The 13,278-nt window shown below is 57.6% G+C and carries 11 protein-coding genes; 7 read left to right on the forward strand and 4 right to left on the reverse strand.

Annotated features, from left to right (window positions below):
* The 7 genes from ACN0TS_RS12180 to ACN0TS_RS12210 form a co-directional block, all read left to right on the forward strand.
* Positions 1-221: AMP-binding enzyme (locus tag ACN0TS_RS12180; RefSeq protein WP_417259633.1), on the forward strand; the 221-nt coding region annotated here is incomplete at its 5' end.
* 182 nt (positions 222-403) lie between these two features.
* Entirely contained in the window at positions 404-661 is a 258-nt protein-coding gene (locus ACN0TS_RS12185; protein WP_417259634.1) for a DUF4212 domain-containing protein, read from the forward strand.
* Between the two features lie 11 nt (positions 662-672).
* Positions 673-2,427 (forward strand): sodium:solute symporter family protein, encoded by a 1,755-nt coding sequence (locus tag ACN0TS_RS12190; RefSeq protein ID WP_417259635.1) that lies wholly within the window; start codon positions 673-675, stop codon positions 2,425-2,427.
* 102 nt (positions 2,428-2,529) lie between these two features.
* The gene (locus ACN0TS_RS12195; RefSeq protein ID WP_417259636.1) at positions 2,530-4,347 is read left to right on the forward strand and encodes a putative nucleotidyltransferase substrate binding domain-containing protein; all 1,818 of its coding nucleotides are present in this window, start codon (positions 2,530-2,532) and stop codon (positions 4,345-4,347) included.
* Between the two features lie 18 nt (positions 4,348-4,365).
* Positions 4,366-4,881, forward strand: a complete 516-nt coding sequence (locus ACN0TS_RS12200; protein ID WP_417259637.1) for a hypothetical protein — start codon at positions 4,366-4,368, stop codon at positions 4,879-4,881.
* A 32-nt stretch (positions 4,882-4,913) separates the two neighbouring features.
* Complete coding sequence (locus ACN0TS_RS12205) at positions 4,914-5,297, forward strand: response regulator transcription factor (protein ID WP_417259638.1); 384 nt, start codon at positions 4,914-4,916, stop codon at positions 5,295-5,297.
* The gene (locus ACN0TS_RS12210; protein WP_417259639.1) at positions 5,294-7,393 is read left to right on the forward strand and encodes an exonuclease domain-containing protein; all 2,100 of its coding nucleotides are present in this window, start codon (positions 5,294-5,296) and stop codon (positions 7,391-7,393) included. Before ACN0TS_RS12205 ends, ACN0TS_RS12210 begins: the two co-directional genes overlap by 4 nt.
* Positions 7,394-7,399: 6 nt before the next feature.
* Here the strand turns inward: ACN0TS_RS12210 and ACN0TS_RS12215 are convergent, their stop codons facing one another.
* From ACN0TS_RS12215 to ACN0TS_RS12230, 4 genes are all read right to left on the reverse strand, one after another.
* Positions 7,400-8,005, reverse strand: coding sequence for an NUDIX hydrolase (locus ACN0TS_RS12215; RefSeq protein WP_417259640.1), 606 nt, complete (start codon positions 8,003-8,005; stop codon positions 7,400-7,402).
* 21 nt (positions 8,006-8,026) lie between these two features.
* Complete coding sequence (locus tag ACN0TS_RS12220) at positions 8,027-9,196, reverse strand: HlyD family type I secretion periplasmic adaptor subunit (protein WP_417259641.1); 1,170 nt, start codon at positions 9,194-9,196, stop codon at positions 8,027-8,029.
* On the reverse strand, positions 9,196-11,802 hold the full coding sequence (locus tag ACN0TS_RS12225) for an ATP-binding cassette domain-containing protein (protein WP_417259803.1): 2,607 nt from the start codon (positions 11,800-11,802) through the stop codon (positions 9,196-9,198). The genes ACN0TS_RS12220 and ACN0TS_RS12225 overlap by 1 nt, the downstream gene beginning before the upstream one ends.
* 101 nt (positions 11,803-11,903) lie before the next feature.
* Positions 11,904-13,166 carry a TolC family protein gene (locus tag ACN0TS_RS12230; RefSeq protein WP_417259642.1) on the reverse strand — a complete coding sequence of 421 codons (1,263 nt, stop codon included), beginning with the start codon at positions 13,164-13,166 and terminating at the stop codon, positions 11,904-11,906.
* Positions 13,167-13,278: the final 112 nt, after the last annotated feature.

The following is a 13,278-nucleotide window of genomic DNA, read 5'->3' on the forward strand; positions in this document are numbered from 1 at the left end:
TGGAAAAATGGGTCCGCACCGAGATCGGCCCGATCGCCAAGCCCGACTTCATCCAATGGGCGCCGGGCCTGCCGAAAACCCGCTCCGGCAAAATCATGCGCCGCATCCTGCGCAAAATCGCAGAAAACGACACCGGAGCTATGGGCGACACATCAACCCTCGCCGACCCTTCCGTCGTCGATGAGCTGATTGAAAATTCTCTTTACGCCACGTCAGCATAAACGTGGTATAATTTAAGCGTCGCCACCACAACATAAGGCAGCGACATGATCCCCGACCCGCACAATTGCGGGTCGGCTGGGACGGGAGGCGGCACAGGCATAACGCAGTGTTGCAGTTAAGTGATTACGGCAAGCGGGGGATTTATCCGCACCGTAATCGGGGACAAAAGGGAGGACCGCACATGGCGGACAACTCAAAAAACAATGCTTACTGGGCAGCGAACAAACGGATCATCGGCATCAGCCTCGTGATCTGGTTCCTGTGTTCATTTGGTGCAGGCATCCTGTTCCGGCCATTGCTTTCGGGCATTAAAATCGGCGGAACGGATTTGGGCTTTTGGTTCGCACAGCAGGGCTCGATTCTCGTGTTCCTCGTGCTGATCTTCACCTACGCAATCAAGATGAACAAACTCGACAAAGAACACGGCGTCGACGAATAAGGAACCGAAGAATGGATCAGTTTACCCTCAACCTCATCGTTGTTGGCGCGACTTTTGCGCTCTACATCGGTATCGCAATCTGGGCCCGTGCAGGGTCCACATCTGAATTCTATGCGGCGGGCCGTGGGGTCAATCCCATCGTCAACGGCATGGCAACTGGCGCGGACTGGATGTCCGCCGCGTCGTTTATTTCTATGGCTGGCATCATCTCGTTTGGCGGCTACGACACCTCCGCCTACCTGATGGGTTGGACGGGCGGCTATGTGCTTCTCGCGATGCTCATCGCGCCATACCTGCGCAAATTTGGAAAATTCACGGTGCCCGAATTCATCGGCGACCGTTTCTACAGTCAGACCGCGCGCACCGTTGCGGTCATCTGTCTGATCACCGCTTCGCTGACCTATGTGATTGGCCAGATGACGGGTGTAGGCGTGGCCTTCTCGCGCTTCCTCGAAGTTGACAAGACCACAGGCCTTCTCATCGGCGCGACCATCGTGTTCTTCTACGCTGTGATCGGCGGCATGAAGGGCATCACCTATACGCAGGTGGCCCAATATGTCGTGTTGATCACCGCCTACACGATCCCTGCGGTGTTCATTTCGCTGAAACTCACAGGCAACCCAGTTCCACCACTCGGCCTGTTTGCGGACGCCAAATCCACAGGCATGCCGTTGCTTGAGACCCTCAACGGCTTGCTGAATGACCTTGGCTTCAGCGAATATACCAAACAGTACGACACAACGCTCAACATGTTCTTGTTCACAGTCTCTCTGATGATCGGGACTGCGGGCCTGCCTCACGTCATCGTGCGCTTCTTTACGGTTCCGACCGTTGCCGCCGCACGGTCTTCCGCAGGTTGGGCATTGGTCTTTATCGCACTGTTGTACCTCACGGCACCTGCTGTGGGCGCAATGGCGCGTGTGAACCTGCTCGACACCTTCTACCCCAACGGCACAACCAGTGCGGCGCTTTCTGTCGCCGAGATCGAAGCGGGCGTGGATGCACGCGGCAACGATATCAACTGGCTGAAGAACTGGGAGCAGACGGGTCTGCTCGGGTTTGAAGACAAAAACGGTGACGGCCTCATCGAATACAATGGTGGCGCTGACAACGAGTTGAATGTGAACCGTGACATCATCACGCTTGCCAACCCCGAGATTGCCAACCTGCCTGGTTGGGTGATCGCACTGGTAGCAGCGGGTGGACTTGCAGCGGCGCTTTCCACCGCAGCGGGTCTGTTGATGGCCATCTCCTCCGCCGTCTCTCACGACCTCATCAAGTCGCAGATCAACCCGAACATTACCGAGAAGGGCGAGCTTCTGTCCGCCCGTATCGCAATGGCTGTGGCGATCGTAGTTGCGACCTATCTAGGTATGAACCCTCCAGGGTTTGCCGCTCAAACCGTGGCGCTTGCCTTCGGTCTGGCAGCGTCCTCGATCTTCCCTGCCTTGATGATGGGGATTTTCTCCAAACGCGTGAACAACAAGGGCGCGGTTGCGGGGATGCTCGCAGGTTTGATTGTGACGCTCGTCTACATCTTCCTGCACAAGGGATGGTTCTTCATCCCAGGCACCAATTCGTTCACCGATGCTGATCCGCTGCTCTTGTCGATCAAATCGACATCCTTCGGTGCCGTAGGTGCGGCCGTCAACTTCATCGTTGCCTTCACCGTTTCGAACGCAACAGATGATGTGCCAGAGGAGATCGCCGAATTGGTCGAAAGCATCCGCGTCCCACGTGGCGCAGGCTCCGCAGTAGACCACTAAAACGGGTTTGGGCTAGCCCTCGGGCTGGCCCCTCTCCATACTGCGGGCGCGGAGGTTAACGGCTTTCGCGCCCGTTTATCATTCAGTCGACGGACCACCCCGATGCATGCGTCAGCCAAAATTCTTGCGTTTCTCGAAACGGCTCACCCCTACGACGTGCTGCCGCGCGACGCATTGGAAGAGCTGGCACACTCTTTTGCCCGCAAGCAGGTCAAAGAGGGGGAAACGATCTATGGGCATGGCGATCTGCTCGAAGGCCTCTACCTGATCAAAGACGGTTCAGTAGAGATTACCGACGTGAACGGCGGGCAGGTCTCGCTTCTGCAAAAGTCCAATCATTTTGGCGAACGCGGGTTGCTGCGTGACGGCGTGGCCGCAACCACCGCGACCGCCGCCTCCGACACAACGCTTTTGATCCTCACCCCACAGGCCTTTAAGGCCGAAGTGGCCCGTAACCCCGCCTTTGCCCGCTATTTCAATCGCGGCAAAAACCGCCCACAGGCCGCGGCAGGGTTGATGACGCAGCACGTCTCCGACCTCATGGCCAAAGACCCTGTGACCTGTCCGATGGACATGAGTATCCTTGAGGGCGCACGCCTCATGCGCGACCGCCGCGTGTCCTGCCTTGCCGTAACCGAGGGTCCGCTTCTCAAAGGCCTCGTGACGGTGCGCGACATGACGAACAAAGTTCTGGCAGAGGGACTGAATACCGCCCTACCCGTCTCCGCTATTATGAGCCCAGATCCCATTACCTTGGAACCCTCTGCGCTTGGTACGGACGTGATCCAAACCATGCTTGAGGCCAAGATCGGCCACCTGCCAATCACCGAGGCGGGTCGTCTTGTGGGTATGGTCACGCAAACCGACATCACGGGCTATTTCGGCTCCTCGCAAACCCAGATGATATTCGAGTTGAGCAAAGCCAAAACCATCGCGGAGATGGCCGACGTGACCGCCCGTCTTCCCGCATTCCTCATGCAGTTGGTGGGGGCGCATTTGCCCCATGATGTCGTCACACGCAAGATCACCGATGTGGCCGATATCGTCACCCGCCGCCTGCTCAAAATGTATGAGAGCGAGTTTGGCACCGCCCCTGTGCCCTACCTGTGGGCAGCCTGTGGAAGCCAAGGACGCCAAGAGCAAACAGGCGTCTCCGATCAGGACAATTGCCTCATCATCTACAACGCCGCGACCGATACCGACATGACCTATTTCAACGCAATGGCGAAATACGTTTGTGACGGTCTGGACGCCTGCGGCTATGTCTATTGCCCTGGAGATATGATGGCGATGACGCCTAGATGGTGTCAACGTCTCTCGGTTTGGGAGGGCTATTTCGATAGGTGGATCAACAAACCCGATAACGAAGCTCAAATGCTCGCCTCCGTGATGTTCGATCTGCGCCCGATTGCAGGCGACGAATCCCTTTACACACCACTCCAAGAGGCATCACTCGCTGCCGCCCAAAAGAACTCGATCTTCGTGGCGCATATGATCTCCAACTCGCTCAAACACACGCCGCCCCTTGGATTGTTGCGCGGGTTTGCGACAATCAAATCGGGCGAACAACGCGGCCACCTCGACATGAAACACAACGGCGTTGTCCCGATTGTCGACCTCGGCCGTGTCTATGCGCTTCAAAGCGGTAGCCCTGCGGTCAACACCCGTGCGCGGATCGACGCGGCGATTATCGCAGGTGTTATTTCCCAATCAGGCGGGGCCGATCTTCTGGCGGCCTATGACACCATCGCCACAGCACGCCTCGAACATCAAGCCGAACAGGTGCGCAGAGGCACGCCACCCGACAACTACCTGAGCCCTTCGAGCATTCCTGCCTTTGAACGGTCCCACCTGCGCGACGCTTTTGTGATCGTGCGCACCATGCAATCCTCGCTCGGCTCCTCGTCAGCGCGCAGTTAAAAGAAGGGTCCAATCCCCATGCTTCTCGAATTCATTGCCGTCATCGCCCTTGGTGGGGGCACAGCGGGTATCGTCATGCTCCTCCAAAAACTCACACGCAATGCGTTGCCCCGTTGGGCCACCCCCACGGCGGCAGGCCTCGCAATGCTCGGCTTTGCGATCTGGAGCGAATACTCTTGGTTCGATCGCACCTCGGTCGCTCTCGGCCCCAATACAGTTGTCGCAGCCACGATCGAGCGCAAACAAATCTGGCGACCTTGGACCTTTTTCGCCCCCGTCACCACGCGGTTCATTGCCGTGGATATGGGCAAGACCCAGATCAAAGACTCCATCGTGGCGACAGACCTATACTTGATGTCGCGGTGGCAAGAAGGCGCCATTGTCCCCGTTGCATTTGATTGCAAACAGGGACGCCGCGCTGACGTGTTCAAAGGCTTCACAGACGACCTAGATGCCGATCTCGCGGGCGCAAGTTGGATCACCTTGGAGGAGGGCGACACAATTTTGGCGCAGGCCTGCACCGCGCTCGACTAAAGCGCATCACTCATTACGGAGGGAAGACAGACATGCGCGGCCCACAGCATATTTTGCTTGTCGAAGATGAAGACAATATCGCTATCGCCGTCGCACTCTTACTGGAGCGCGAAGGCTATCAGGTCACACGCGCTTCCATCGGCAGCCAAGCCCTCCCCAACATTCGCGCCATCGCCCCTGCTCTCGTCATACTCGACGTGACGCTCCCCGAAATGTCAGGCTATGAAATCTGCCAACAATTGCGCCGCGATCCTGAATTGGGCAAAACGCCCGTCTTGATCATGTCGGCCCGCACCTCCCCCGCCGAACGCCGCAAGGCGATGGCCCTTGGCGCGGATGCCTTTCTCGCCAAACCCTTTGCCGTCCACGAACTGCTCGACACCGTGAACCACATGTCACAAGGACTGCAGTCATGAAGATTGAACACTGGTCCTTGCGTCTGCGCGTCTTTTTGTTCTTTGCGTTTCTGTCCGTCGCGGGCATCGGCGCGGTCATTGCGGGGCTGTATTTCGGATATCATCGCCTTGGCATTCCCGCAGCCCTCGATGGCTTCGTTTTCGCGGGGGCCGTTTCAAGCTTTGCCATCCTCGGTGTGACCGTGTGGATCTGGCTGATGTTCGACGAAAATGTCGCCAAACCGATCCAACGGCTATCGGGCGGGTTGCTCGCCCGCGCCCATGCGGATGTGGACGATGAACTGGACGAGGCCACCGCCAAATACCTTGGCGACCTCGCGCCCGCCGCGCGGGCTGTCACACAAAACCTGTCATCAACGCGCAATCAATTGGCGAAATCCGTCGCGCAGGAAACCACACGTCTGGTTGAAGAAAAGGCAAAACTCTCCGCGCTCGCCGCAGAAATGCCTCTCGGAGTTGCGCTTCTGTCAGGCACTCACAAACTTGCGTTTTACAATGGAGCCGCAGCCGAATTGCTCGACACAGATCACGCCCCTGGCTTGGACCATTCGATTTTCGATTACTTGCGTGAAGCCCCAATTCGATCCGCCTACCGCCGACTGTGCGCGGGCGAAGGCGGTGACGGGCACGTGATCCCCCTCACTGTCGCCACCACCCACGGCGGGCACACTCTCGCCGCGCGTCTGCGCCTGATGCATAGTCCGACCGAAAGCGAGGCCAGCCCTCCCTATGTTCTCACCCTTGAGGACGTCACCGATGACCTCGCTGTCCATGTGGCCCGCGAAGCGCTTCTGCGCCGCTTGTTCAACCGCCTGCGCCCCTCTGTGGCCACGTTGCAAACCACACTCGACGCACGCGCTTCAGATGACGCTCTGCGTCAGGACGCCCGCCTTGATGCCGCGATGCTGTCTGAAATGGCCACTCTCATCACCGAGTTCAGGGAGATGGACGCTGCTTACGAAGCCGCAAAAAGCGACTGGTGGCGGATGGGCACCGTGCGCGGTGCGGAACTATGCGATGCACTGACAGCGCGCCTCGAAGAAGACGGGATCGCCCTATCAGCAGACGTGCCCGAGCCGATCAATCTCACCCTCGACGCTGTGCAAATTATCTCTCTGATCGACCAAGTGGCCCACAACCTCACCCGTGACGGGGCCAAGGCGCTCTCGCTGCTCATCACGCCAGAGGAGACAGGCGCAATGATTGCTCTTGGATGGTCGGGCGAGCCGCTTTCGGTGGATCGTCTGGACGGGTGGATGCGCCGCGAGATTGACGTCGGGCTTGCCAATATGACGGGTCGCGCAATTCTCGACATGCATGGCACCGAGATATGGCCAGAGGAAGGCCGTGGATCGCGGGCCGTTCTCAAGCTCCCCATCCGCGAGGCGCACCGCCCACGACGCCAAGCAAGTGATGGACGGCGCAGCGTAACCTATGATTTCGACCTCTTGGCCAAAACACCTCCCAAAGAACTCATCAACGCGCCTCTGTCCGATCTGACCTATGTGGTATTCGACACCGAAACCACGGGGCTTTTACCCTCTCAAGGAGACGAAATTTGCCAGATCGCCGCTCTGCGCGTGATCAACAGCAAGGTCGTGCAGGGTGAGCACCTCGACCGTCTCGTGAACCCCAATCGCGACATCCCCGCCACCTCCACCGCCGTGCATCATATCACCAACGGGATGGTCAGGGACGCCCCTCCGATTGACGTGGTCGGACTGCAACTGCACTCCTTTGCGCGCGGCGCGGTATTAGTCGCTCATAATGCGCCGTTCGATCTGGAATTCTTGCGCCGTCACGAGAGCGACATTGGCGTGAGTTTCACCAATCCCGTTCTCGACACCGTGCTTCTCTCTGCCGTGGTGTTTGGCCAAAGCCAAGAACACACACTCGACGCGATCTGTGACCGGTTGGGTGTGACAATTCCCGCGGAAGCGCGACACACCGCTATGGGTGATACGGTTGCAACAGCGGAAGTGTTTATCAAAATGATGCGCATGGCCCAAGAGAGAGGCATCACGACATTTGGCGAGATGCTGTCAGAAATGCGCAAACACAAACGCCTGTTACAAGACGCCAATACGCATCTCTAACGCTCGTCATCGAATATTTCGCACCGACCCGATAGGACCACGATGGTCATAGAACGGCACATGATCCGGCGGTTGCGGCCCGTGCAATGCGGCTTCGACTTCGCCCAACACAACCCGCGTCACGAAAGGCAGATCAAAGCGGCGTGCGGCCTCTAGAGGCACCCATTGCAGATGCGATAGCTCATCCTCGGCGCGGCTGAAATCATCAAGATCCCCCGCAATCAAGGACGCTTCCGCCAGAAAGAACCGCGCATCAAAGCGCCGCGCGAACTTCGGTGGTGTGATTGCGCGAAATACGAACGATAAGCCCGTTGCCTCCTCCATCACCAGACCCGTTTCCTCGCGCAATTCGCGAAGCGCTGCGACGGGCAAAGCATGGGCCAAGGCGGGGTCGGCCTCTGTTTTCAATCGTGCCTGACAAATCGGAGAAAGAGCGCCTCTCAATGGCGCCCTGAAATCGGCGTCATCCACGGCCCCACCTGGAAAGACAAACTTGCCGGGCATAAAGACCGCCCCCTGACCACGCTGCCCCAAAAGGACACGCGGTCCTTCCGCACCTTCTTTGCGAAGGACGACAATCGTAGCGGCATCTCTGATCGGGGTCTCATTCATACCCGAAAGCCTAACGCGCTCTTACGGCTCGCGAAAGGCCTCACGCGATTTGTAGAGCGGTTTTAGAAGATATTGCAAAAAGGTCTTTGACCCAGTGTGCAACTCGACCTGCGCGCGCATACCGGGGCGAATTTCGATATTCTTTTGACGATCCGTGAGACCGCCCAAATCGACCGTCGCGGTGACGCGGTAATAGGGCTCTGCATTGGGGTCACGTTCATCTTCAAAAGTATCGGCGGACACAACTTTAACCTCGCCTTTGAGTGATCCGTAAATCGTGTAGTCGTAGGCCGACAACTTGATCGTTGCCGCTTGTCCTGGTTCAACGTGGGCGATGTCTTCGGGGCGCACACGGGCCTCGATAAACAACTCCTCATCAATGGGAATGATCTGCACCAATTCTTCACCCGGACGGATGACGCCGCCGATTGTGGTGACGGTCAACTCGTTGATGATCCCGCGCATGGGGGATGTAATCACGGTGCGGCCCAATTGGTCCTGCGCCAATGTCAGCGCCTGTTTGACAGAGGCAATCTCGCGCAGCGTATCTGAATATTCCTCGGCTCGCTTCAACTCGGCTTGGCTCACGGTCTCGTTGTATTTCGCCTGCGCATCCGAATGCGCTTTGCGCGCGCGGGTCACTTCAATCAGAGCCACAACGTTTTTGGTGAGCATATCCTCCATCAAGGACCGCTCTGCCTCCGCCTGTTTTAACACCGCCATCGCGCCATCTTTACGCGCCAGATAATCCGCCGTCCGCGCGGTCAGAAGGGCACGTTCAGAGGCCAGAACCCGTTCGGCCCGCGCCGCCAAATCCTCGGGCACATCAAAGGTATCACGCCCCTCAAGTTCAGCTTCGAGCCGCAACTGGCGCACACTCAAGGCATCTAGCTGCTCTTGGAGATCATCCGTAGACGTACGGAACTCTGTGCCGCGCAAACGTGCCAAAACCTGCCCTTTTTCGACCGTATCGCCCTCTTTGACGAGCATCTCGGACAGGATACCACCCTCAAGGTTTTGCACGATTTGTGAACGCGACGAAGAGATCATTTCCCCGTCTGCACGCACAATCTCATCGACCGTGGCAATGGAGGCCCACAAAATGAAGACCACGACCACCAGACCCGCAATGCGGATCACCCATCCGGGTTTGTCGAGATCTTTTTCAAGGACATTATCGAGTGTGACCATCAGGACTTCCCTTGCGCTTTGGCAAGGTGTGCGGTGACTTGGTCGCGTGGGCCGTCGACAACCATTCGACCACCTTTGAACACCATCACGCGGTCGGTCAGATCGACGATTGGCATACGGTGCGTGGCGATCACCGCCGTGCGGTTCTCCAGCCATCCCGCAACCCGCTTGATCAGTTTCGCCTCAAGCGCTTGGTCAAGGGCGGCGGTTGGCTCGTCGAGCAGGCAAACACTGGGATCTTGCAACCACAAGCGGGCCCAACCGATGGATTGACGTTGTCCAACTGAAAGCCCCTCACCCCCGTCACGAATATCCAGATCGAGACCACGGTGGTGACTGCGCACAAAGGCTCCAAGTCCAGCAAAATCAAGCGCTGAATAGAGCTGATCGTCACCACGCATCACCCCGCCCAACGACAGGTTGTCGCGCAACGTCCCCGCGAACAGGCGCACATCCTGACCAAGGTAGCCAACATTGCGCCGCACATCGCGCGGGTCGATCTGGTTCATTTCGGCCCCATCAAGCATCACACGCCCTTGGCTCGGCGCATACAGGCCCGCGAGCAATTTTAGGAAGGTAGATTTGCCCGAGCCATTGGCCCCAAGCACGGCGATCTTTTGCCCCGCTTTCAAATCCAGACCAGGAATATCAAGGCTCGGCGCTCCGTCCGTATCATAACGGAACTGGACCTCACGCAGAGCAAAATCGCCCGCAATCGTTTCGCGGCGCAGATAGCTGCGTGTCGGATCATTGTCCTGAACCGAGTCCGCGATCATGTCCAACCCGTCGAGCGCTGTTTTCACATTGCTCCACCGCGCCAGTGTGCCCGACAATTGAGCCAGAGGCGCAAGCGTCCGCGAGGTCAGAATACCTGTGGCAATAATGGTTCCGACTGTAAACTCGCCCGCAAAGACAAGATACGTTCCTGCGACCACGGCGCCGACATAGGTCAGTTGTTGAATGGCCTGCGACCAGAACGTCAAAAGCCCCGCAAGTTTGCGTTGTTCCGAGGATTTCACCGAAGACAGCAGGTTCAATTCGTCCCAAATCCGTTTGATCCGATCCTCGCCGCGTTGCGACTTGATCGTGTCCAACTCGAACACTGATTCATGCAACAAACGTGACGCCTGCGCCGAAGCCCCTTGGGTCTCTTTAGTAAGCTGCATCATCTGCTTTTGGAAAAAGTACCCCGGAACAACCATGAGAATGGCACCGGCGATGAGCAAAAACACCACTGGCCCTGCAATGGAGGCCACAAGCGCGAAGAACAAAAAGATAAACGGAATATCCGCGATCGTTCCGATAGTACTGGAGGTGAAAAATTCACGCACAGACCCAAACTCACGCATAGCTGAAAACAGCCCCGAGGGCGTGTTGGGTCGCGCATCCGAACGCATTCCCAAGATACGGTCCATCAGAAGCGATTGCACCTTGGTCTCTATCTGACGCCCCGAGCCATCCATAAGGCGCGACCGCGCCAATTTAAGAACAGCTTCCATAGCAATCGCAATAACGGCACCGAGCGCCAAGACCCACAAAGTCGCTTGGCTCTGGTGCGGGATTACACGGTCATAGACCTGCAACGAAAACAGCGCGACAGCGACTGCCAACATATTGGCCACGAGAGAACCGAGGGCAATTTCACCGATCTGGCGTTTGTAACCTTTGAACTGTCCCCAAAACCAATGGTCGTTTTTGAGGTTAGGGACATAGGAACGCGTCAGCGCACCGAGCGTTTTCCCCGCACGCACAAGCGTGCCCGAAAAGAAAGGAGCAAACTCTGTCTCCAAAACCTCAGCCGTATGATCAGGTGCTGTACGGTCATGGATCGTCAGAACACCGTTTTTCTGGCTAAGCACCAAGACAATATGACCAGAGGACATATAGGCCAAGGCAGGCCAATGATTGGGCCTTAGCATGGTCACGGTTGTGACTTCTGCATCCAATCCCGTCTGTTTGAGAGCCTGCGCCATTGTCTCAGGCGCGATATCTCCGCTCTGCGCCCCGAAGCTGTCGAGCACATCTGCCACCGTGGCAAGGACACCAAACCGCGAGGCCAACAAGGTAACGAGTTCAGCGCGCTGCACGATCTGCTTTGTGATCGCTGCGGGAGCGGGAGAAACGGGCGCGGTCGGTTCTGGAACGGGCTGCGGCGCTACGTCTGGAGGAGCGATTGTCGGCTGGGCTTGCGGCTCAACAGCCTGCGGCGCGGCAGGGTCTTGGACCGGCTCGGTCACAGGCGCGGACTGAGGCGCTCGCGCCACCTGCTCGGCCTCGCGGTTTTGCTTGAGCCGCTCGGCAACACGCGCTTTGGCCTCGGCCTTAACCGTTTCCGCGTCCTTTTTCACATACGCAGCCCCGTTGGCCGCAGATTGTGCGCGAGCAAGCCGCTTTGACTTTGCCTCTTCACGGGCTTTGCGTTCTTCAATTACTTCACGAGCAAGTCGCTCTTCGCGGGCTTTCGCCTCTTTAGCCGCTTTGGCCGCCATCTCTCGCACAGCCTTCGCAGCAGCGGCCTTTTTCTCCTGGTGTGGATCAATGGCCGTTGGTTCTGGCGTATCTGCCACGGGGACAGTTTTCGGACGCCCGCCCAAATGAACGGTCATCGGTCCAATTTTATTCAAAGGCGCTTTGGTCTTGTTCGACACGTCTTTGGGCGCGATAGGCCGCGCCGACGTGATCTTGAATGCCAGTTTGCTCCCCCTACTCAAATGTCCGCTCCGTTTGCCAAAGTGCCAGCCAAACGGGCCGCTTCCAACTGGGTCTGGACGATGTCGTATTTGACATCGATGTGCTTCAACTCGTCACGGACCATTTGCTCATAGACCCCCAAGACATCCATGACGGTCTTTTTTCCCGCTTCGAACTGATCTTGAAACAGGCGGTAATTGGCACGTGATTGTTGAACCTGATCTGCGGCATCGCGTTCTTTGCGTTGCAAAGCCTGTAAGCTGCTTTCAAGCCGCGACCGCTGCCGCGCCGCGGTCTCCTGCGCCTGCGCGACGAGGGCAAGTGCGGCACCTTCTCGGGCTTTGCTAGCCTCCATTTCGGCGCGGGTTCCAAGCCCCAATCCGCTGCCTTCGTAATCAAGAGATGCAGAGCCGTTTTTGCCCAACACACCTGTCGCCGACAAGGCAGGCAATAGCGATGCCCGTTCTACGCGAGCCTCTGCTGCCGCGCGTTTAGCCTCAGCGCGCGCACGCACCACGTCGAGACTCTCGAGTGACGACGACGGCAATTTCACGCCCCGTGGTTCTGTCAGATCAGGCACAGAATGCCCCGACATCATTGACTGCAATTCAGAGAGGGCGCTGTCGCGGGCTTCGCGATGTGTCGACGCTTCATGCTCCATTTCGGAAATCTTGGAATGGACAACGCGCTCGTCTGCAAGACTAGACAGCCCCCCGCGCACACGCTCGCTCACGACACGGTTAAACTCACGCATGCGGCCAAGGCCACTTTCCGCCATGATCGTTTTTTCGCGGGCTTCTGCGGCCACCACCAACAATTCCAACCCTGAATGCACACGATCGTTTTCGTCTTGGGCCAAAGCCACAGCCGCCACTTCAACATCGGCAGCGGCGAATTCACGCTCGGCTTTTTTCTTGCCGTTGTCATAGAGCACTTGGTTGATCAAAAGACCCGCGGCGAACTCACCCAAAGAGGTCAGCGAGATTGACGGGCCAATCGTGGGCAACCAGTTTTTGTCACGCGACACCGACCGCATTTTGGCCGCACGCAATTCTGCTTGCGCCACACCCGATGAGGTATCGAGCAAACTTGAGGCCAATTGCGCGTAGGGTGATCCATCGTCCAGAACACTGCGGCGCGAAATGAGGCCCGAAATGATCTCGGACCCCGTATTGGTGTTGGCAGCCGCAAGTTGCGACGCGCCTTCATCCATAGCAGGAGGGTCGGCCATCTGGTCGCGCAAAAACGCGACCGGTTTCACCTCTGAGAGTTTGGACATCACGGGTGCGTCCATGCATCCTGATAGAGCTGTCGTCGCTCCGATCAAGATACAGATTGATAGACCCTTGCGCATAAAACCCTCACTCAACACCCGCGCGAACTGGACCCTA

Origin of the sequence: Celeribacter sp. (genome assembly GCF_048266405.1) — a bacterium.
GTDB lineage: Bacteria > Pseudomonadota > Alphaproteobacteria > Rhodobacterales > Rhodobacteraceae > Celeribacter.